The sequence below is a fragment of the Novosphingobium sp. 1529 genome, from assembly GCF_040544855.1.
Classification (GTDB): domain Bacteria; phylum Pseudomonadota; class Alphaproteobacteria; order Sphingomonadales; family Sphingomonadaceae; genus Novosphingobium; species Novosphingobium capsulatum.
In genome coordinates this window covers 339,277-360,618 of record NZ_JBEPKW010000001.1, presented here as the reverse complement: position 1 = coordinate 360,618, position 21,342 = coordinate 339,277, and the positions used below count along the sequence as shown (strand labels likewise).

Sequence of the window (21,342 nt, the reverse complement as noted above, 5' to 3'; positions counted from 1 at the left end):
TCCCGAACAAGGGGAACGAACCCGGCGGAGAGGCCGACGAACACCACGCCTGCGTCAGGCGGCGCTGCCAACAGCGCGCCAGCGTGGGTGCATGCAAGGTTTATGGAGGAGATTTCGATGCGTTCCATCCTGATGCTGGGATCAGCGGTCCTGGCTCTGGCCCCTGCTGTGGCCTGGGCCGATGCCCCGTCCCCGGCGGCTGATGCCCCAGCGGCCGACGCGCCTGCCAGCGACGGCGCGGCCGATGGCGGCACGGCGGGCGGCGGCAGCAGCAATGCCATGCCGATCGTGGTCACCGCCACGCCGTTTGGCCACACCATCGATGATACGCCCACGGTTTCCGCGCGCGTCGATGCCGATGCGATCTCGCGCGCTGGCGGTGCCAGCATTGCCGATGCCCTGCGCGATGTGCCCGGCGTGTCGTCCACCGGCTTTGCCTCTGGCGCCAGCCGCCCGATCATTCGCGGCATGGACAGCAACCGCGTGCGCCTGCTCGAAGACGGCACGTCCAGTTCCGACGTGTCGGACATCGGCCCCGACCACGGCATTCCCATCGATCCGCTCTCGGCCCGCTCGATCGAAGTGGTGCGCGGCGCGGCCACGCTGCGCTATGGCAGCCAGGCGATCGGCGGCGTGGTTAACACGATCAACAACCGCGTGCCCACCACCCTGCCGACCGAGGCGATCTCGGCCGAAGCCAGCACCAGCTACACCACGGTGAACAAGGGCGTCGAAACCGCAGCGCTGGTCGATGGCAAGGCTGGCCAGCTGGCCCTGCATGCCGACGGGTTCTGGCGCACCACCGACAACTATGACACCCCGCTCGGCACCCAGCAGAACTCCTGGTTCAACGGCTGGGGCGGCTCTGTTGGTGGCTCGTATTTCCTGCCTGGCGACAAGAGCCACGTGGGCCTGGCCGTCACGCACTATGACGCGCGCTACGGCATTCCCAGCGACACCACCTATATCGACATGCGCCAGACCAAGGTGATGACGCGCAACAGCTTTGCGCTGGATTCGGGCCTGCTCAAGACGTTTACGCTCGACGGCAGCTATGGCGATTACCAGCATTCGGAAAAGAACCCGGATGGGTCGATCAACACCACCTTCAAGAACAAGGAATGGAACGGCCGCGGCGAACTGCTGCTCAATGCCATGGGCCCGGTGCGCAACACTGCGCTGGGCGTGGAATACCAGCACCGCGATTTCTCGGCCGTGGGCGAAGACAGCAGCTACCTGAACCCGGCCACCAGCCAGAACATCGCCGGCTACCTGTTCACCGAAATCCAGCTCGCCGATCCGCTCCACGTGGAAGCCAGCGGCCGCGTGGAACACGTGCGCATCACCGGCACCCCGGCCGATGATGCCTTCACCGTGCGCAAGTACACGCCGGTGAGCGGCGCGATCGGCGTGCTCTATACGCCGATCAAGGCAGTCAAGTTCGGCCTCAACTTCTCCAGCACCGGGCGCGCGCCGGCGCTGACCGAACTGTTCGCACGCGGCGCCCACGATGGCCCGCAGACCTTTGAGACCGGCGATCCCAACCTCAAGATCGAGCGCGCCAATTCGCTCGAAGGCAGCCTGCGCGTGCGCCAGGGCGGCTTTGCCTTCACCGGTTCGGTCTATTACACGTGGTACAAGAACTATATCTATGGCGAGCTGACCGGCCGCACCTGCGATGATGATGGCGTGTGCACCGCCAGCCCCGACGGCGAACTGCGCGAGCTGTTCTATCGCCAGCAGGGCGCGAAGTTCCGCGGGCTTGAAGCGGAAATGAGCCAGGAGCTGGTCAAGACCGACGAAGGCACGTTCACCGCCAAGGTGCTGGGCGATTACACCCGCGCAACGCTCGACAACGGCTCCAACGTGCCGCGCATCCCGCCCTACCGCATCGGCGGCGGCTTTGCCTGGGCGGGCAAGACGCTCGATGCCGGGATCATGTTCAGCCACTATGGCCGGCAGGACAAGGCGGGCGATTTCGACACGCCCACCGCTGGCTACAACAACCTCAACATGAATGTCGCGTGGCGCCCGTTCAAGAGCCACCCCGGCATCGAGCTGGCGATCGTGGGCCAGAACCTGACCGACGATACCCAGCGCCTGGCCACCGCGCTCAACAAGGATCTGGTGGTCATGCCGGGCCGCTCGGTCCGCTTCGTGATCAAGGCCGCCACGTTCTGATGGCCATGGCGTGCGGTTCCCCATGACAGGAACCGCACGCCATCCTTCATCCCGGCTTCAGCGGCCACTGCCGCCGATGCGATCGAAACCGCTGGGCGTGGCATCGCTGCCAAAGCGATAGCTGGACGCGGTAATCGCGCCGCGCAGGTCGTTTTCCGAATAGACGCAGATGCCCGGATCATTTCCGGCCGCACCCACCGCAACCATCAGCGGGATGAGGTGATCGGCCTGCGGATGGCAGATGCGCGCGGCCGGCGCCTTTTCCCATTCCAGCAGCGCCGCCGCGCGTTCGGCCGGCGCCAGATCGATCAGGGCATGGCGCAGCCAGGCATCGAAGGCTGCCGATGGCGCCGCCGCCGCGGCGTTGAACTGGCGCAGGTTGTGATAGCTGAACCCCGACCCGATGATCAGCACGCCTTCGTCGCGCAAGGGCGCCAGGGCGCGGCCCAGCGCCAGGTGCGCCGCGACATCATAGTCGGCGCGCAGCGACAGGCTGAGCACGGGAATATCCGCCTCGGGCCAGATCGGCTGCAGCATCGAGAACGTGCCGTGGTCGAAACCGCGCGTCGGATCGGTGCCCATCGCGATGCCGGCTGCCTTGCCCAGTTCCACCACGCGCCGCGCCAGATCGGGCGCACCGGGCGCGGGATAGCGGATGTGATAGGTGTGTTCGGGAAAGCCGTAATAGTCATAGACCATGCCCGGCTGCGCGGCGGTCGACACGGTGAACTGCGGCTCTTCCCAATGGCCTGAAACCACCAGCACCGCGCGCGGACGGGCAGGCAATTGCGCGGGCAAAGCCTTGAGCGAGGCTTCCAGCCAGGCAAAGCCTTCGCGGAACGGGCCATCGAGCCAGGGCCAGGGGCCGCCGCCGTGCGAGAGAAAGAACACCGGCTGTTGCTGCATGCGAAATCCATCCTTTCCCGTCCTATCTATGGATTGTTGTGGCCAATGACAGCGGCCAAAACCCTGCGCATCTTGTTGGCCCAAGTTGAACGCGCCGCTCCCTTGCGGCAGATGGCCGGATGCAGGGCGCAAAACCGCAGCAAAGGGTGGCACCATGGCCAAACCGTAATGTTTTGATCACGCCCCCGGCAGGGCACACGGGCTAGACCGCTTTTCGACGGTGAGCAGCTTGGACCCGCGACGTGACGGTCCCCTGTTCCGGTTCCGCTTGGGCTGCTCGCCGTCACCCTGCCGCATGGCGCAGACCCCGCTTTCCCGATCCCCGGTTTTCCGGTAGCCGTCGATGCGCACAGGGCCCTTGCCCTTTCCGCGGCATACCATCCAGTACGTCGGAAAACCTCTCGTTTCGGAACATCCCAGGCCGTGTCACGCCCCATCTTCTTCGATCCCACCGGCCAGCGCCGTCGCTGGACCCGCCGCCTGGCCTTTGCCGTATTGGCCATTCTGGTGGGCATGTGCGTGGTCTTTGCCACCACCGTGGCCACGGTTACGCCGCGCGAACCGCTGAACTTTGCCCAGGAACACATGGCGCCGCTGCGGCTCAAGGGCCAGGTCAGCCGCCTGTCCCACCGCCTGGCCGCGCTGCTGGGCCGGCCCGCGACCGTGGTGCCCGCGCGCCAGCAGACCGCACCGATCACCATCGGGTTCTACCAGGCAGAAAGCGATGAAAGCGCTGGCGCGCTGCAACACCACGTCGGCCAGCTCGATTGGGTTGCGCCCACGCTGATGTCGATCGATCACGCCGGCAACCTGACGGTGACCGACGATGCGCCGATGCGCCGGATCATTACCGGGTCGCTGCACCGCCCGCTGGTGGTGCCGGTCTTGCAGAACGTGCGCGAGAACACCGGCTGGGATGGCGCCGGCACCGCCGCCGTGCTGGCCAACCCGGCGCGCCGCCTGGCCCTGGCCACCGCGATCGATGCCGCGCTCGACAAGTCGGGCGATGCGGGCGTGATGATCGACTTCGAAAACCTGCCGCAGACCGCGCTGGCCGGGCTGCACAAGTTCACCGCCGACCTGCACGCCCGCCTCGCCCCCAAGCACCGCGTGGTGGCGATCACCATGCCGGTGGATGACGAGAACTGGCACCCGCGCGCCTTTGCCGATGTCGCCGACAAGATCGTGCTGATGGCCTACGACGAGCACTGGCAGGGCGGCCAGCCTGGGCCGATCGCCTCGAACGGCTGGTTCCTGGGCCACGTGGCTGACATGATCAAGGGCACCGCGCCGGGCAAGGTCGTCGTCGCGCTGGGCAGCTATGGCTATGACTGGCACGAAGGCCATGCCGATGCGCTGACCATCGAAGAAGCCTGGCTGGCCGCGCACGACAGCGGCACCATGCCCGCGTGGGACAAGGCCAGCGGCAATGTCGGCTTTGCCTATACCGACGATGCCGATACCCAGGATGGCACCCCCGCCGTGCGCCACGATGTGTGGACGCTCGATGCCGCCACCAGCTGGAACCAGATGCTGATGCTGCGCCAGTTGGGCCTCGGCTCGGTGGCGTTGTGGCGGCTGGGTTCGGAAGATCCCGGCTTCTGGGACGTGCTCAAGACCTGGCGCAGTGGCAGCAAGACGCTGCCCGATCTTTCGCGCATCACGCAAAGCAGCAACGTCGACGTGGAAGGCAACGGCGAAATCCTGCGCATCGATGCCACGCCCACGCCCGGCACGCGCACCCTCGCCACCGATCACCGCCTCGGCCTGGTGACGGGCGAACGCTATGATTCGCTGCCTACGCCCTATGTCGTGCGCCGCACCGGCGACCGGCCCAAGCTGGTATCGCTGACGTTCGACGATGGCCCCGATCCGACCTGGACGCCGCAGATCCTGGCGATCCTGGAAAAGTATCACGTGCCCGGCACGTTCTTCGTCATCGGCGAAAACGGCGTGGCCAATCGCGGCCTGCTGCAACGCATGGTGGCCGACGGCGATGAGATCGGCAACCACAGCTATACCCATCCCAACATGGCCAACAGCACGCCGACCGGGATCAAGCTGGAGCTCAATGCCACGCAGCGCCTGATCGAGGCCTATACCGGGCGTTCCACCCGCCTGTTCCGCGCCCCCTACTTCGGGGACGCCGAGCCGACCACGGCCGACGAACTCGATCCGGCGCTGGTCGCGCAGAACCAGGGCTATACCATTGTCGGCCTGCACGCCGATCCGGGCGACTGGATGCGCCGCCCGGCCGACGAAGTGGTGAAGCTGACGGTCGATGCGGTCAACGCGGGCAATGCCGATCGCTCTGCCAACGTGATCCTGCTGCATGATGGCGGTGGCGATCGTTCGCAGACCGTGGCCGCCCTGCCGCGGATCATCCAACAGTTGCAGGCGCAGGGCTATCGCTTCGTGCCGGTGTCCACGCTGGCCGGGCTCAAGCGTGATGACGTGATGCCGGCGGTCAAGGGCTGGGATCTCATGGCAGTGCGGCTCGACATCGGCATCTTTGCCGTGCTGGCTGCGGCGCTTGCCACGCTCAACTGGACGTTCTTCTTTGCCATTGCGCTGGGCACGCTGCGCGCTGTCGGGCTGACCGGCCTGGCGCTGTTCCCGCAGCGCAAGCTGGACCTGCCCTGGCTCAATCGCACCAAGGACGGCGGGGAAGATCCCACGCCCTATCAGCCGCGCGTGACCGTGATCATCCCGGCCTATAACGAAGAGCGCGTGATCGAAGCCTCGGTGCACCGCATCCTGGCGAGCACTTATCCCGCGATCAACGTGATCGTGGCCGATGACGGATCCAAGGACGCGACCAGCGCGATCGTGGCCAAGGCATTCGGCGACGATCCGCGCGTGCAGCTGATGACGCTGGTCAATGGTGGCAAGGCCAGCGCGCTCAACCGCGCGCTCGCCGCCGCCGATGGCGAGATCATCGTCGCGCTCGATGCCGATACCCAGTTCGAACCAGCCACCATCGGCAAGCTGGTGCGCTGGTTCGAAAAGCCGGAAATCGGCGCGGTGGCGGGCAATGCCAAGGTCGGCAACCGGGTGAACCTCGTCACCCGCTGGCAGGCGGTGGAATATGTCACCGCGCAGAACATCGAACGCCGCGCGCTGACCCGGTTCGATGCGATCATGGTCGTGCCCGGTGCTGTCGGCGCCTGGCGCCGCGAAGCGCTCAACGATGTCGGCGGCTATCCCGAAGATACCCTGGCTGAAGACCAGGATCTGACCATCGCCATCCAGCGCCACGGCTGGAAGGTGGCCTATGACGAAGACGCCGTTGCCTGGACCGAAGCACCCGAAACCCTGCGCGCCTTGGGCAAACAGCGTTTCCGCTGGGCGTTCGGCACGCTGCAATGCCTGTGGAAGCATCGCGCCGTGGTGGCGCAGCAGCGCCCCTCGGGCCTGGCCTTCGTGGGGATTCCGCAGGCCTGGCTGTTCCAGATCGCCTTTGCCATCGCCTCTCCGCTGATCGACCTGGCGCTTGGCATCTCGATCGTCGGCACGATCGTGCGGGTGATCCAGCACGGCTGGGCCCAGACGCAGACCGACGTGCTGCGCATGGGCGCCTATTGGCTGGGCTTCACCATGATCGACCTCGCCTGCGGCCTGGTGGCGTTCCGGCTCGACGTGCGGGAAAAGCGCCTGCCGCCGTTCCTGCTGCTCAGCCAGCGCTTCGTCTATCGCCAGCTGATGTACGGCGTGGTGATCCGCGCGGTCAGCGCCGCTCTGGCGGGCCTGGGCATCGGCTGGGGCAAGCTGGAGCGTACCGGCCGGGTAAGCGCGCCGGAAGGCAAGAAGACCTCCTGACCCGGCAACCGGCCTCCCGCCCTTCCCGTCGCGGCGCGACGAACGGAAAGGCGGGACGGCTGCGGGCAGGGCCAACTGCCCCGCTTGGCTCGCTGCTGGCGCGCGGCTTTATCGCGGCAGGTGCAGCGTCAGCGACAGGCCCCCGCCGGCCGCCTCGCCCAGTTCCAGCCGCCCGCGATGCAGCCGCGCCACGGCATTGACCATCGACAGGCCCAGGCCGCCGCCGGGCAGAGTGCGGGCGTTGTCGAGCCGTACGAACCGCTCGATCACGCGGGGGCGATCCTCCGGGGCAATGCCCGGCCCATTGTCGGCCACTTCCAGCACGGCCTCCCCCTCTGCCACGCAGGTGCGCAGGGTGATGGCCGTGCCACCATATTTCAGGGCATTGTCGATCGCATTGGCCAGGGCGCGCGAAATCAGCTCGCGGTCGGCCATGATCCAGGCTGGCGCCAGGTCCAGCGTCATGGTCACGCCCGATTGCTCGGCCAGCGGCTCGTACAGCTCGGCCATGTCGGCCGCCACCGCCGCCAGGTCGAGCGAGACGCGCCGATCCTGCGCCGTGCCACCTTCCAGACGGCTGATTTCCAGCGCGGTTTCCAGCATCGCGCGCAGCCCGTCGGCATCGGCGCGCGCGGCCTGCAACGCCTCGATCGCGCCGGGTTCGTCAACGCGGGCCAGCGCCGTGTCGATCGCGGCCGAAAGCCGCGTGACGGGAGAGCGCAGATCGTGCGCCAGCGCGCCCGACACCGCGCCGAGTTCCGCCACCAGGCTGGCGATCCGTTCGGCCATCTGGTTCATCTGCAAGCGCAGGTGGTCAAAGCCATCGCCGCTTTGTCCCTCGGCCAGGCGCATGCCGAAATTGCCGGCGGCCAGTTCCTCGGCTGCCTGGGCGATTTCATGCGTGCGGCTGCTGATCGCCACGCCCAGCACCACCGCGCTCAACAGCGCCAGCGCCACGGCCACGGCAATGGTCAGCCCGATCGCGGCGGCAAACGCCAAATTGAAGCGCCGCTCGCTGGCGCCCATCAATCCCACGGTCAGCTTGGCCCCATCGGGCAGGGTCGTGGCCAGAACCAGCGCTTCCTGATCCGTGGCGCTGTCGCCCCGCCGCACCAGCACCGATTGCGGGCGCGGGCCCGGCGCAATGGCTGGGACGAAATCGATATTGCTGGTCAACGCCGGCGCGCTGCCGCCGGCCAGCGCCACGAAAACACCGGGATCGGCCACGCTGCCGCGCTGATCGCGGATGAAATCATCCAGCGATTCCCGGCCGCCACTGTAGAAAGCGGCGAGCAGATCGTCGCGCACGTCGATCACCTGGTCTTCGCGATCGGCCCGCACCACGTCGAGCATCTGGGTGCGCAGGAAGAAGATCGCCGCCGCGCTCGACAGCAGCTGCAACACGAAGACCGCCGCCACCAGCCGCAGCATGGTGGGCGACAGGCGGCGCTGGTGCATGGCCCGGCCGAACATCGTCACAGCCCGCCTATGTTCGATCTGGGCATCATCGGCCCGGCCATGCTCAGTCGGCCGCCATGCGATAGCCCGCGCCGCGCACGGTGTGGAACAGCGCCTGTTCCTCGCCATCGTCGATCTTGCGGCGCAGGCGGCTGATGTGCACGTCGATCACGTTGGTGCCGGGATCGAAATGATAGTCCCACACTGCTTCAAGCAGCATGGTGCGGGTAACCACCTCGCCCTGGTGCAGCAGCATGTATTCGAGCAGGCGGAACTCGCGCGGTTGCAGCGTGATCTTGCGCGTGCCGCGCTTTACCTGGCGGGTCAGCCGATCGAGTTCCAGATCGGCGCAGCGCAGCACGGTGTCCTGCGCCTTTTGCCGGCCAGTGCCACGCCGGGTCAGCGCCTGGACCCGCGCCAGCAATTCAGCAAAGGAGAACGGCTTGCCCAGGTAATCGTCTGCCCCGGCGGTCAGGCCAGACACGCGATCATCGGTGCTGCCCAGCGCCGACAGCACGATCACCGGCGTCTCCACCTCGGCCGCGCGCAGCGCCTTGAGCACGGCAAGGCCATCCATGCCCGGCAGCATGCGATCGAGCACGACCACGTCGAACTGACTGTCGGTGGCCAGAAACAGCCCGTCCCGGCCGTTTTCGGCGCGGTCCACGGTATAGCCTTCTTCGGCAAAACCGCGCGCGATATAGTCCCCGATCTGGGGATCGTCTTCAACCAGGAGGATGCGTCCGGCCACAAGCCACTTCCATGACAACGAGTTAATCTTGCCCCCACTGCCCGGACAGGGCGTGGGGGCCATGCCATGACCATCATGGCTATTGGCTTTCCCGGTCGCAAGCTGTTTGCCCTTGCCGCCGCCCTGCCCTTGCTGGGAGGCGCGACCATGGCCGCGACCGGGTATTTCGCCGGCTATTTCGATACCCAGGCCATGCACTACCGCCCCGCGCTTGGCCAGCCACGCCAGGATCTGGTGGCGATCTACTTTTCCGGCGACATGGGCCTGCGGCTTGGCGCCGGCTGCCGCACCGTGGCGGCGCTGCGCCGCCAGGGCCTGGCGGTGATGGCAGTGGATTCGCCGGCGCTGTTCCGCCTGACGCGCGATCGCGCCTTTGTCGATGCCCTGGTGGCCGATACCATTCGCGCCGCGCTGGCCCGCAGCCACGCCGCCAAGGTCGCGCTGATCGGCGCGGCGTTTGGCGCGGGCATTCTCGATACCGGGCTGGGCGCCGTGCCGGCCGATCTGCGCAGCCGCATCGCCTCGGTCGTGCTGGTGCAGCCAGGAACGGCGGTCTATTTCCAGGCCAATCCGGGCGGCCTGATCCACCCCGGCGCGCCTGACAGCGACCCGTACCGCACCGTGCGCCTGCTCAACGGGTTGCCGGTGACCTGCATTGCCAAAAGCAGCCAGGACCAGGGCCTGTGCGCGGCCGGCCAGCTTGCCGGGGCCAGCCATGTCCAGCTTGATGCGCTGCGCCCACGCGGCCCGGCGTACAAGGTCGATATCGCCAGTATCGCCGCCAATGCCGCGCTGTTTCCGCCCGAGCCGATGCACTAAATCAGATCAGGTCCTCAATGAGATCAGGGCAGGGAAGGGCCGACCGGAAGATGGCCCGGCATGGGCTGCATCGTGCCGGGCATCGCGCTGCCCGGGCCCATCGTTGCCGGCGCGCCGCCAATGGCGCCGCTATAGCCATAGCCCTGCTGCATGAACGGCCCCATCGCACCGCGGGTGGCACCCAGCGTCGGCCCGACCTGGCCGGGTTGGTCTGGGCCGGGATCGGGCGATTGCGCAGCCAGCCGCTCGCGATCGGTGGTTGCGGCCGGCGGCAGCACCGGATCGGGATCGCTGGTATCGTGGCCTGGAGCGCCGGCGGCCGGCGGCACGATGATCACCGGCGGCGTGGCCGCGGCCAGCGCATCGGCCTGGCCCTGCCCCGGCACTGCCGTGGCGCTGGCCTTGTTCGCCGATCCGGCTGACGCGGGGCTGGCAGATCCTGCCGCGGTCGCTGGCGCCGACGATGCCGCTGCCACCAGGGCGGGCGCACCCGCCGCCTGGCCGGCAACGGCGGCCTGGTCTGAGGCCTGATTCTGAAACGGAGAGCCGAAGATCGCCATCGCGGCAACGCTCGCTGCTACGGCACCGATGCCGGTGCCGCCCAGCATCAACAGCGCGCCGCGCCAGGCCGTGAGACGCGCTGCGATCGGGCGCTTTCCGCCCTGGTCGGTGCCGCCAACCACGCGCAGCGGAACCACCTGCGCGCCGGCGCGCATGGGGGCAATCGCCACGCTGGCTGCGCTGTCATACCCCGGCATCGCCAGTTGCGGGCGCAAGGGCACGTCGCGCAGGATGCGCGCGGTCAGCCCAGGGGGCAGCGCCGGCGCTTCATGCAGGCCAAGAATTTGGTCGAGCGCCGCGTCGGCAGGCGACGCATCGGCATGGCGCAAGGGGGCCGCTGACAAGCCTGCCGCCTGATCCCGGCCCGGATCGGCGATGCGAGGCTGCTGGTCGGTCACGCGCGGGGGCCTGCGCCCGTAGCAAAAGCGTGAGCGGCCGGTGAATTGGCAAAGTCGGCCGCGCCGGCAAAGGCCACATCGCGGCAGGTAATGTCACGCGCTTCAAGCAGTTCACGCATCTGCCGCCTCGCCCTGAACAACAGCGACTCCATCGCCTTGATATTAAGATCAAGCACCTGTGCCGCAAGTGCATTGGAGAAGTTCTCGTAATAGCACAAGACCAAGGCAGCCCGATAGCGTTCAGGCAGATCGGCAAGCGCCGCCGCCACCTGGGCACAGGCCTGGCGCTGTTCGATCAGGCGATCGGCCAGCGGCGCCTGGTCGGCGCAATCGGGCACCTCGTCGGTCACCACCACGCGAAAGCGCCGCTTGCGATCGAAACACAGGTTCATCGCCACGCGATGCAGCCATCCGACCAGGCCAGCGCCGGTCGGCTGCCAGCGCGGCGCGTTCTGCCACATGCGGGCAAAGCAGTCCTGCACCACGTCCTCGGCATCGTGGCCATCGCCCAGCATGCGGGCGGCCACGCGATAGAGCGCAGCGGCATGGCGTTCGACCAACACGGCAAAGGATGCCTGGCAACCCTCGCCCACGCGTCGCATCAGCGCCACGTCGTCGCGCAGGGCCAGGCCCCGCCCATCGCGGGGCGGCTCCGGCTCGGCAACAGGCAGCGCTCGGGGCGAAAGCGCCCCGGCAGTGCCATGTCGATGATCGATGACTGGTCCAGCCGGATGAAGACCGCCAGGATCTTCGACCGGGGAAAGGGGCTCGCCCTGCAAGTCACCGCAAAAGGTCATGCGGTCCACCCGTCGCGCACGATGGTTGCTCCGTCCATTCCCTTGTCCCACAGCCCTGCTGGCGGGTTTTGTCTGAACGGCAAATTTACAGTCACGGAAATTGTCTGAACATTTCTTCATCTTCGCTTGCGACGGATAGTGGTTACGGCGCATTTCAGGCACTGGTAAAGCCGGCCTGCCCCGGATATGAAGCCCGCCATGTTGCCACCGGCCCGCCCCTGCTGGCCCTTTTGCCCAACGAGACGAGAGCCCATGCAGCGCCTCCCCAAGATTCGTTTTCTTTCGACCGTCGCCACCATGGCGATTCCGGCCGCCCTGGTGGCCGTTGCCACCCCGGCGCTTGCCGATACCACGGTGGGCACCAGCACGCTGACTGCCCTCAACACCTCGTCGGCCGGCAATATCACCGTCAACGGCAGCGGCGCGATCAAGCTGCCCAGCGGCGTTCCGATCACGATCGATTCGTCGAACACGGTCAATGTCAATTCCGGTGGCTCGCTGACCGTCGCCGGGGTCAGCAACAGCGCCGGCATCGTCGCCAACGCCGGGGTGACCACCACGATCACCAACGATGGCACGATCACCGTCAGCGAAGACTATACGCCGCCGGTCCTGGGCAACAGCTCGGTCGTCAATGGCTCGGTCTCGCAGCTGACCAACCGCTATGGCATCCACATCCTGTCGGGCAACGCCACCACGGCGACGATCTCGAACACCGGCACGATCGGCGTGGAAGGCAACAATTCGGGCGGCATCGTCGTCAGTTCACCGCTCACCGGTTCGATCACCAATACCGGCACGATCTCGGTCAAGGGTGACAACTCGGTTGGCGTGAGCACCGGCACCGTTACCGGCAACCTCGCCATCGGCGGCACCGTGGCGGTGATCGGCACCGGCGCGCAGGCGGTTGTCGTCAACGGCGACATCAACGGCGCGTTCAAGATCGACGGCGCCATGACCCAGGCGGTCAGCTACACCGCCGACGATGGCACCACGCAGACGCTCTCGCCCACCGCGCTGAGCAGCGGCAAGGCCGCCGTGCAGGTTTCGGGCAACGTTACCGGCGGCGTGATCGTGACCGTGGCGTCGAGCACCAACAACGTCACCGAAACCACCGGTTCGATCCAGTCCTACGGCACCAGCCCCGCGCTGCTGATCGGTGGCGCCGGCAACACCACGATCGGCTCGGTCGTGGCCACTTCGGGCACCTATTCGGTTGCGGTTGACGGCAGCGTCAGCGCCACGGCCTATTACAGCGGCCTCAACGCCTATGGCGTCGTCGTTGGCGGCCAAGGCGGCACCGTCAGCCTGCCCAACGGCATCGGCGTGCACGGCACCGTCACGGCCACCACGGTCAACGGCGATGCCACCGCCATCCTGCTCAACCAGGGTGTCACGGCCACGTCGCTCTACAACGAAGGCACGATCAAGGCGACGGCCAGCGGGGTTGCCTCGGGCAATCTCTATGGCATCCGCGATCTGTCGGGCACGCTCAACACCGTCAACAACACCGGCTTCATCACCATCAGCGGTGCATCGACCGGCAAGACCGCGGCGATCGATCTGTCGGCCAACACCAGCGGCGTGACGATCAAGCAGTACCTCAATGCCACCGGCGTCACCAGCCAGGCATCGGACAAGGCCGCGTCGGGCTACAACGTGGCGACCGCGCCGGTCTACACCGCGATCACCGGTGACATCTACACCGGCAGCGGCAACGACACGGTGGACATCGAATCCGGCAAGGTGACCGGCAACGCCTATCTCGGCACCGGCAACAACACCGTGATCATGGCTGACGATTCCAAGTGGATCGGCAACATCGATTTCGGCACCTCGGGCACCGCCTCGATGACGATGAGCGCCAACGCGCGCTTCACCGGGCAAATGGCGCTCAACGACCAGGTCGGCACGCTGACCATCGGCGGTTCGGCGATCTGGGCCGGCACCATCACCGGCGGTTCGCAGCTCAACGTGACGGTCAATGGCGGCTCGTTCGGCGCCAATGCCGTCGGCACCACCACGATCAACAACCTGACGGTCGGTTCGGGCGGTGCGCTCGGCGTCTATGTGGACTCCACCGGCACGGCTTCCAAGCTGGTGGCCAACACCGCAACCTTCGCCTCGGGTGCCAAGATCAACGTCTCGGTGTCCTCGTTCCTGAGCGCGACCACGCCGCAGACCATCGTCTCGGCCGGCACGCTGACCGGCGGCAGCAATGTCACCACCAGCTCGCTGTCGCTGCCCGTGCTCTATACCGGTTCGATCTCGCAGAACGGCAACGACCTCGTCCTGTCGCTGTCGCGCAAGACCGCCGCGCAGCTTGGCCTGACCACGCCCCAGGCAGCCGCCTATGACGCGATCATCGGCAATGCGGCCAACTACACCAACCTGCAGTCCAGCCTGCTCCAGGTCACCGATACGCCGACGCTGCAGAGCCAGTTCAACCAGCTGCTGCCCGATTATGCCGGCGGGGCGTTCGATTTCGTCACGCGTGGTTCGCGCCAGGCAGCGCTGCACGTGGCCGACGATTCGTCGCTGTTCACGATCAGCAACACCGGCATGTGGCTCGAGCCGCTCTATTTCCGCGCCAGCAAGCACGACGATGATTCGGTCGGCTACAGCCTGAGCGGCGGCGGCGTGTCCTTCGGGCTCGAACGCGCCACCGCGCTGGGCAACATCGGTGCCTACTTCGACTGGACCAGCGGCACGGTGAACAACCACAACCAGCAGTCGCTGGGCGTGAACAACATCGAAATCAACGCGTTCTGGCGCAAGGCGTTCGGCAAGCTCTACACCTTTGCCCGCGTTGGCTACGGCCGCTCGTCGTTCAAGCTTGACCGCACCTTCACCGGCGCGGTCGACTCTGCGACGATCACCTATGCGGCGCACGGCGGCTGGAAGGGCCACTCGCTGTCGGCCACGGGCGGGTTCAGCTATGACATCGATCTGAGCGACACGTTCAAGATCAAGCCCAAGGCGAACATCGAATACTTCCGCCTCAAGGAAAACGGCTACCAGGAAACTGGCACCGACGCGATGATCCTGCTGGTGCGTGACCGCAGCAGCACGGCCGTCAACGCCACCACCACGCTGGGCTTTGCGTGGAGCAGCGGCCCGAGCAGCTACGAAGGCCGTCCGTTCACCGTGGAAGCCGACGTGGGCCGCCGCAGCCACCTGTCGGGCGACCTGGGCGCCACCACCGCGATCTTCGGTTCGGGCCAGCAGTTCACGCTCACCCCGGAAAACGTGCAGTCGGCCTGGATCGGCTCGATCGGCATTCTCCAGGGCGGTCTCGACTATACCTGGAAGATTTCGGCCGGCGCGGAAAAGCCGCAGAACGGTGGCATCGCCGCCAACGTGCGCGCTTCGCTCAGCATCGCGCTCTGATCACGGCGCCTGGCGCAAAAAAGGGGGCGGCAACCACGCGGTTGCCGCCCCTTTCTTGTTTGCACAGGTTGGCCGCGCCGGCCTGACCGTTGCGATCATCATCGCGGCCATCATTCTGGTGATCTTCGTGGGCCGCAACCTGTGGCACGCCCGCGTGCTGCACCAGGAAGAGCGCACCGGCGTCGCCAACGACGCCTGATGGCGCGCTGGCTCAGTCTGGCGTTGAAGGTGTCGCCACGGCGCCGTGATCGCGGCCGAAATCGGGGCGGGCATCGTCCTGGCCCATCGCGATGATCGAGCGGCGGATCGCCCGGGTGCGGGTGAAATGGTCGAACAGCGCGGCGCCATCGCCCTTGCGGATTGCCTTCTGCAGCTCGGTCAGGTCTTCGGTAAAGACCTGCAGCATGGTCAGCACGGCATCGCGGTTGTGCAGGAACACGTCGCGCCACATCGTCGGGTCAGAGGCGGCGATGCGGGTGAAATCGCGAAAGCCGCCGGCCGAATACTTGATCACCTCGCTCTGCGTCACCTCTTCCAGGTCAGACGCGGTACCCACGATCGTGTAGGCGATGAGGTGGGGCAGGTGGCTGGTCACCGCCAGCACCAGATCGTGGTGGGCCGCGTCCATCATTTCGACGCGCGCGCCCAGGCCTTCCCAGAACGCGGCGACGCGCGCTACGGCCGTGGCATCGGCGCCATCGGGCGGGGTGAGGATGCACCAGCGCCCAGCGAACAGCGTGGCAAAGCCGGCGTCGGGCCCGCTCTGCTCGGTGCCGGCAACGGGGTGGGCGGGCACGATCATGGCATGGGGCAGCGCATCGCCCAGGGCCTTGAGCACGCTGGCCTTGCTGGACCCCACATCGCTGACCACGCAGCCGGCGGGCAGATACGGCGCCACGGCAGCAGCAGCAGCGGCCATGGCACCCACCGGCACGCAGAAGACCACGAGGTCTGCATCGGCCACCGCCTGCGCCGGCGTGGCGGCGATGGTGTCGGCCAGGCCGATCTGCGCCGCGCGCGCCCGCACCGCCGCATCGGCGTCATAGCCGGTAACGATCACCCCGGCCATGCGCGCGCGCGCCGCCAGCGCCACCGATCCGCCCAGCAGGCCCAGACCGATGACGGCGATGCGCGTGAAGGGTGCAGCGCTCACCGGGCCATGCCTGGCGCAGCATCTGCCATGGTGCGCAGCGCGCCGGCGATGGCATCCATCTGCGCAGGCGTGCCGATGGTGATCCGCAGGCACTGCGGCAGCCCCTGCCCGGGCAGCCAGCGGGTGATATACCCAGCATCCATCAGGCCCAGATAGGCCGCCTCTGCCGTGAGCGCGCCGGTAAACTCGATCAACACGAAGTTGGCCTGGCTCGGCAGCGCGCGCAGCCCGTGGTTGCCCAGCGCCTCCAACGCGGCGACGAACCGCGCGCGCTCGGCCCGGTTGTGTGCGGCCGATGCCTGGACGAACGCCTGGTCGTTCACCGCCGCCAGCCCCATCGCCTGCCCGGTGAGCGAGACGTTGAACGGCCCGCGAATGCGATTGAGCATGTCGATCACGTCGGCCGGCCCGGTGGCCCAGCCGATCCGCTCTCCGGCCAGGCCATAGATCTTGGAGAACGTGCGCGTGACCAGCACGTTGGCGGCCGTACGCGCCAGATCGAGCGCGCCATCGTCATCGTCTGCCGCGACATATTCGGCATAGGCCTGGTCCACCACCAGCAAGACATCGGGGCGCAGGCCGGCGTGCAGCCGCGCCAGTTCGGCACGGCCGATATAGCTGCCGGTGGGATTGTTGGGATTGGCCAGGAACACCACGCGGGTCCGCTCGGTCACCGCGGCCAGCAACGCATCGACATCGGTGCCGAAATCGGCGTCGGGCGCTTCCACCGGGCTGGCGCCACAGCGCCGTGCCGCGATCGGATAGACCGAAAAGCCATAGCGCACGAACAGCACTTCATCGCCGACGCCGGCATAGGCCTGGGCCGCGATGTGCAGCAGTTCATCCGAACCCGTGCCCATCACGATGCGCGCGGGATCGAGCCCGTGCAGCGCGGCCAGCGCGCCGCGCAGATCCTTGCTGTCAGGATCGGGATAGAGCGCGGCATTGGCCACCTGCGCACGCGCCGCCATGGCCGCCGCGCTGGTGCCCAGCGGGTTTTCATTGGCCGACAGCTTGATCAGCGGCTGCCCATCGAGCCCGGCCGATTTGCCCGGCACATAGGCATGGATCGCCTTGATCCAGTCCTTGGGCTGCGGCCGCGAACGGTCGAGGCTGGCGGTCTGGGCGGATGCGGGCGCGGTCTGGTCGGTCATGATGGCATGGGCTTTACGCCATGAACCGCGCAATTCAAGCGTTACGCAGCATCCGTCCAAGCGAGCCCGGCGCCGTTCCAGTCGGTCGCCATGGCAAAGGCGGGCATGGTCACCTTGGCATTGGGGCCACGGTTGATCTGCAACGGCCCGTTGGGGCCGGCGCCCAGGGTCAGCCCGGCAGCGGAAAGCTGATAGGGCGAGACGCGATAGCGCGTGCACAGGCCGCCATTGCCATCGCTGACCAGTTCCTGTTCGAACTCAAGCCCCTGCTGATGGCCCTGGCTGCGCCGCACGCGCGACACCACCAGTTGCCCATCGCCCAGATCAAGCACGAAGGGTGTGTCGAGCGGCACTTCGAGCAGCCCCTCGATCAGCGCGCCCGATTTAGAGAGGTTGCGCAGCACCACGGGGTAATAGTGATCCTCGTGCACCACGCCCACGCGGCGGAACATCGCCTGCCGCTGATGCCGCTGGCGCGCCGGGCCGGATGGCTCGATGGTCCAATCGCCGCCGGAAAGGCCGGCAACGAACGTGTCGTTGTCGAGCGGCTGGCTATAGATGAAGCCCTGGACATGGCTGACGCACAGCGCTTTCATCAGGTCGAACTGGTCAAAGCTTTCCACGCCTTCAGCCGTGGTTTCCATATCCAGCGCCTGGGCCAGCGCGACGATGGCGGTGATGATCGCACGGTTGCGGTTGCCCGGCTGGGTCGCGCCGCGCACGAACGACTGGTCGATCTTGATCTTGTCGAACGGCGCGCTTTTGAGATAGCCGAGACTGGAATAGCCGGTACCGAAATCATCGAGCGCCAGGCGCACGCCCAGGCCCTTGAGCGCGTTGAACCGCGCATCGGTCTGGCCGCCTTCTTCCAGAAACACGCCTTCGGTGATTTCCAGTTCCAGCCGCGCGGGATCGAGCCCGGATTGCGCAAGGGCCGAGGTGACCAGCGCAGGAAATGCCTCGTCGGCAAACTGCACGGGCGAGACATTGACCGCCACGCGCAGTGGGACTTCCCAGCCAGCCGCATCGGCGCAGGCCTTGCGCAACACCCATTCGCCGATCGTGCGGATGAGATTGGATTCCTCGGCAATGGGGATGAACCGCGCCGGCGATACCTGGCCATGTTCGGGATGGTTCCAGCGCAGCAGCGCCTCCACCCCGATCACCTGGTTGCTCTGCGCCTTGACGATGGGTTGGTAGTGCAGGGCAAACTGGCCCTGCGCCAGGGCATCGTGCAGGTCCTCCTCCAAGGCCTTGCGATCCTCCGCCGCCTTGAGCAGGTCGCTGGAAAAGAAGCGGAAGCGCCCGCGCCCGCTGCCCTTGGCGGCATAGAGCGCAAGATCGGCGCTGCGCACCAGGTCGTCGGCCGCCGCGCCATCGAACGGGGCAATCGCCACGCCGATCGACGCGCCGATCAGGCAGCGGCTGCCATCGATCAGATAGGGCTGGGAAATATCCTCGATCAGGGCTTCGGCCAGTTCGCCCAGATGGCCGCGATCCTCCACCTCGGGCAGGATGATCTGGAATTCATCGCCGCCCAGCCGGCACACGCGGCTGGCATCGCCCACCAGGCGCACCAGGCGATCTGCCACCTGCTTGAGCAGGGCATCACCGGCAGCGTGGCCCAGCGTGTCGTTGACCTGCTTGAAGCGATCGAGATCGATCAGCATCGTGGCGCACCCGCGCCGGGTGGAGGCCAGCGCGGCAAGCTTGCGCGCCAGCGTCTGGTTCATGTGGCGGCGATTGGCGAGGCCGGTCAGCGGATCGTGCAGCGCCATGTGCGAGCTTTCCTCGGCATGGCGGCGTTGGTCGCTGATATCGGCGCAATGGCCGTGGAAGCCGGCAAACTGGCCACGATGGTGCACGGCTTCACCCGACAACGACCACCAGCGCGGCTGGCTGGCCGGCCCGGTGCGCACGGTCAGCCGTTCAAAGCGGGTGCGCCGCGCCAGCACGAAGCGCAGCGAGCGCTCGCTGCCATTGTCGCCCTGGGTTTCATCGTGGTGGAACAGATCGAGCAGGGTGCGGCCCAGCGGGTCGCCTTCGCCCGCAAGCAGCGCGCGCGCGGCAGGGGATAGGTAGGTCAGCCGGCCATCAGCATCGCTCGACCAGAACGCCCCCAGCCCAAGCGCTTCATAGGCGCGGCACAGCGCGGTGGCATGATCGGGCGCGAGGCCAGTGGCCTTGGCGGCATCCCTGGCCGTGGGCGCAGCGGCAGGCGCGCCCGCAACACCATCGGACCGTTCATTACCACTGTTGCCTGGCCTGCCCCAGGCCATGCGCCGGATCACCATCAGAATCTCCGCCCAAGGGACGCTTTCGCTCAGGTGTTCTACGATGGGACGATTGCGTGATCGTTAACTTTGCAAAGCCGCCCGGGGGCTGCCGAGCGAACAAAAAAGAAGGCCGGAAGCGCGTGCGCTTCCGGCCCAGGTCGTTCGCAGGAGGAACATGGTTTGGCGGAGGAGGGGGAGAGAGGGAGAGGATCAGGCCCCCCACCCCGCCAAGCTGGTGAAAACTTACATGTTGTAGGCGCGTTCGCCGTGTTCGGAGATGTCGAGGCCTTCGCGCTCGGCTTCTTCGGTCGGACGCAGGCCGATCGTCTTGTCGAGAGCGATGAACAGGACCGCCGAGACACCGCCCGAGAGCACCAGGGTGACGCACACGGCCTTCACCTGGGTGATGATCTGGGCAACCATGTCATAGGTGCCGGCCTTGGCGGGGAACACGGTGTAGTCGATCCAGCCCTGGCCACCCAGCGACGGGTCGGCCACGATGGCGGTGCCGATGGCGCCGACGATCCCGCCGACACAGTGCACGCCGAACACGTCGAGCGTGTCGTCATACTTGAGGGCGTTCTTGACGGTGGTGACGAAGAAGAAGCAGATCGGTGAGACGACGAGGCCGAGGACGATGGCGCCCATCGGCGCGGCATAGCCGGCCGCCGGGGTGATCGCGACGAGGCCGGCGACGGCACCCGAGGCAGCGCCCAGCATCGAGGGCTTGCCATGCTTGATCTGTTCGACAACCGACCAGGAGACGGCGGCGGCGGCAGTGGCGACGAAGGTGTTGATGAAGGCGAGCGCGGTGGCCGCGTTCGATTCCAGGCCCGAACCGGCGTTGAAGCCGAACCAGCCCACCCACAGCAGCGAGGCGCCGATCATGGTCATGGTCAGCGAGTGCGGCGGGGTGGCTTCCTTGCCAAAGCCCAGGCGCTTGCCGATCACGAGGCAGCCGACGAGGCCAGCGATACCGGCGTTGATGTGCACCACGGTGCCGCCGGCAAAGTCCAGGCCGCCCCAGCCATAGATCAGGCCGGCGTCGGAGGTGTTGGACGACAGGAAGTCAGGACCGGCGAAGTACCACACCATGTGGGCCATCGGGAAATAGACCAGGGTGAGCCACAGCACGGTGAAAATCATCAGCGGGGTGAACTTCACGCGCTCGGCAAAGGCGCCCACGATCAGCGCCGGCGTGATGCAGGCGAAGGTCATCTGGAAGATGACATAGACATATTCGGGCAGGTAGACGTTGTTGGAGAACGTCGCTGCATAAGTCGAGGTGGAAACCCCCGCCAGGAACATCTTGGAGAAGCCGCCGACATAGGGCGAGCCGCCGGTGAAGGCCATCGAATAGCCCCAGCAGACCCAGCACAGCGCCGCGACCGACACGATCATCAGCACCTGCATCAGCACCGAAAGCATGTTCTTGGTGCGCACCAGGCCGCCGTAGAACAGCGCCAGGGCGGGGATGCTCATCATCAGCACCAGAGCGGCCGAGACCAGCATCCAGGCGACGTCACCCTTGTTGACCATGGTGGCCATCTGGTCGGCCGTGGGGGCCTTGATCGGCCCGGTTTGCGCAAAGGCGGCAGAGGCCATGCCGAGGCTGAGCCCGGCTGCCGTCATGCCACTGATCATCTTGCGGATCATATGGTTTCCCCTCTGTTCGGAAG

General features: G+C 66.9%; 15 protein-coding genes. 6 read left to right on the top strand and 9 right to left on the bottom strand.

Annotated elements, in window-relative coordinates; all coding sequences use genetic code 11:
• The first annotated feature begins 117 nt into the window (after nucleotides 1–117).
• On the top strand, nucleotides 118–2,181 hold the full coding sequence (locus ABIC78_RS01625; protein ID WP_062783730.1) for a TonB-dependent receptor: 2,064 nt from the start codon (nucleotides 118–120) through the stop codon (nucleotides 2,179–2,181).
• Nucleotides 2,182–2,238: 57 nt separating this feature from the next.
• On the opposite strand, the gene ABIC78_RS01620 is transcribed toward ABIC78_RS01625, so the two are convergent.
• Nucleotides 2,239–3,087: a DODA-type extradiol aromatic ring-opening family dioxygenase gene (locus ABIC78_RS01620; protein WP_062783536.1), complete on the bottom strand. Its 849-nt coding sequence runs from the start codon at nucleotides 3,085–3,087 to the stop codon at nucleotides 2,239–2,241.
• A 423-nt stretch (nucleotides 3,088–3,510) separates the two neighbouring features.
• Between ABIC78_RS01620 and ABIC78_RS01615 the strand changes: the two genes are divergently transcribed.
• Nucleotides 3,511–6,906, top strand: coding sequence for a trifunctional glycoside hydrolase family 18/polysaccharide deacetylase/glycosyltransferase family 2 protein (locus tag ABIC78_RS01615; protein WP_354487441.1), 3,396 nt, complete (start codon nucleotides 3,511–3,513; stop codon nucleotides 6,904–6,906).
• Between the two features lie 108 nt (nucleotides 6,907–7,014).
• Here the strand turns inward: ABIC78_RS01615 and ABIC78_RS01610 are convergent, their stop codons facing one another.
• On the bottom strand, nucleotides 7,015–8,379 hold the full coding sequence (locus ABIC78_RS01610; RefSeq protein ID WP_354487439.1) for a sensor histidine kinase: 1,365 nt from the start codon (nucleotides 8,377–8,379) through the stop codon (nucleotides 7,015–7,017).
• A 49-nt stretch (nucleotides 8,380–8,428) separates the two neighbouring features.
• Entirely contained in the window at nucleotides 8,429–9,115 is a 687-nt protein-coding gene (locus tag ABIC78_RS01605; RefSeq protein WP_107716463.1) for a winged helix-turn-helix domain-containing protein, read from the bottom strand.
• 66 nt (nucleotides 9,116–9,181) lie between these two features.
• Between ABIC78_RS01605 and ABIC78_RS01600 the strand changes: the two genes are divergently transcribed.
• Nucleotides 9,182–9,934 (top strand): AcvB/VirJ family lysyl-phosphatidylglycerol hydrolase, encoded by a 753-nt coding sequence (locus ABIC78_RS01600; protein WP_354487437.1) that lies wholly within the window; start codon nucleotides 9,182–9,184, stop codon nucleotides 9,932–9,934.
• 23 nt (nucleotides 9,935–9,957) lie between these two features.
• Here ABIC78_RS01600 and ABIC78_RS01595 read toward each other — a convergent pair whose 3' ends face one another.
• Together ABIC78_RS01595 and ABIC78_RS01590 are read right to left on the bottom strand one after the other, a co-directional pair.
• Nucleotides 9,958–10,839 carry a hypothetical protein gene (locus ABIC78_RS01595; protein WP_354487435.1) on the bottom strand — a complete coding sequence of 294 codons (882 nt, stop codon included), beginning with the start codon at nucleotides 10,837–10,839 and terminating at the stop codon, nucleotides 9,958–9,960.
• 50 nt (nucleotides 10,840–10,889) lie between these two features.
• Entirely contained in the window at nucleotides 10,890–11,456 is a 567-nt protein-coding gene (locus tag ABIC78_RS01590; RefSeq protein WP_231627661.1) for an RNA polymerase sigma factor, read from the bottom strand.
• Between ABIC78_RS01590 and ABIC78_RS01585 the strand changes: the two genes are divergently transcribed.
• The 3 genes from ABIC78_RS01585 (at nucleotide 11,439) to ABIC78_RS01575 (ending at nucleotide 15,279) form a co-directional block, all read left to right on the top strand.
• Nucleotides 11,439–11,798 (top strand): hypothetical protein, encoded by a 360-nt coding sequence (locus tag ABIC78_RS01585; protein WP_166643336.1) that lies wholly within the window; start codon nucleotides 11,439–11,441, stop codon nucleotides 11,796–11,798. The two genes, ABIC78_RS01590 and ABIC78_RS01585, sit on opposite strands and share 18 nt — an antisense overlap.
• Before the next feature lie 144 nt (nucleotides 11,799–11,942).
• A complete protein-coding gene (locus ABIC78_RS01580) occupies nucleotides 11,943–15,080 on the top strand; it encodes an autotransporter domain-containing protein (protein WP_354487432.1) in 3,138 nt (1,045 codons plus the stop codon).
• 55 nt (nucleotides 15,081–15,135) lie between these two features.
• Complete coding sequence (locus ABIC78_RS01575) at nucleotides 15,136–15,279, top strand: hypothetical protein (RefSeq protein WP_354487430.1); 144 nt, start codon at nucleotides 15,136–15,138, stop codon at nucleotides 15,277–15,279.
• A gap of 12 nt (nucleotides 15,280–15,291) precedes the next feature.
• Here the strand turns inward: ABIC78_RS01575 and ABIC78_RS01570 are convergent, their stop codons facing one another.
• From ABIC78_RS01570 to ABIC78_RS01555, 4 genes are all read right to left on the bottom strand, one after another.
• Nucleotides 15,292–16,233: a prephenate/arogenate dehydrogenase family protein gene (locus ABIC78_RS01570; protein ID WP_354487428.1), complete on the bottom strand. Its 942-nt coding sequence runs from the start codon at nucleotides 16,231–16,233 to the stop codon at nucleotides 15,292–15,294.
• The gene (hisC, locus tag ABIC78_RS01565; RefSeq protein WP_354487426.1) at nucleotides 16,230–17,387 is read right to left on the bottom strand and encodes a histidinol-phosphate transaminase; all 1,158 of its coding nucleotides are present in this window, start codon (nucleotides 17,385–17,387) and stop codon (nucleotides 16,230–16,232) included. Before hisC ends, ABIC78_RS01570 begins: the two co-directional genes overlap by 4 nt.
• 41 nt (nucleotides 17,388–17,428) lie before the next feature.
• Nucleotides 17,429–19,681: a putative bifunctional diguanylate cyclase/phosphodiesterase gene (locus ABIC78_RS01560; RefSeq protein WP_245652445.1), complete on the bottom strand. Its 2,253-nt coding sequence runs from the start codon at nucleotides 19,679–19,681 to the stop codon at nucleotides 17,429–17,431.
• Nucleotides 19,682–19,906: 225 nt separating this feature from the next.
• Nucleotides 19,907–21,319 carry an ammonium transporter gene (locus ABIC78_RS01555; RefSeq protein ID WP_107716457.1) on the bottom strand — a complete coding sequence of 471 codons (1,413 nt, stop codon included), beginning with the start codon at nucleotides 21,317–21,319 and terminating at the stop codon, nucleotides 19,907–19,909.
• Nucleotides 21,320–21,342: the final 23 nt, after the last annotated feature.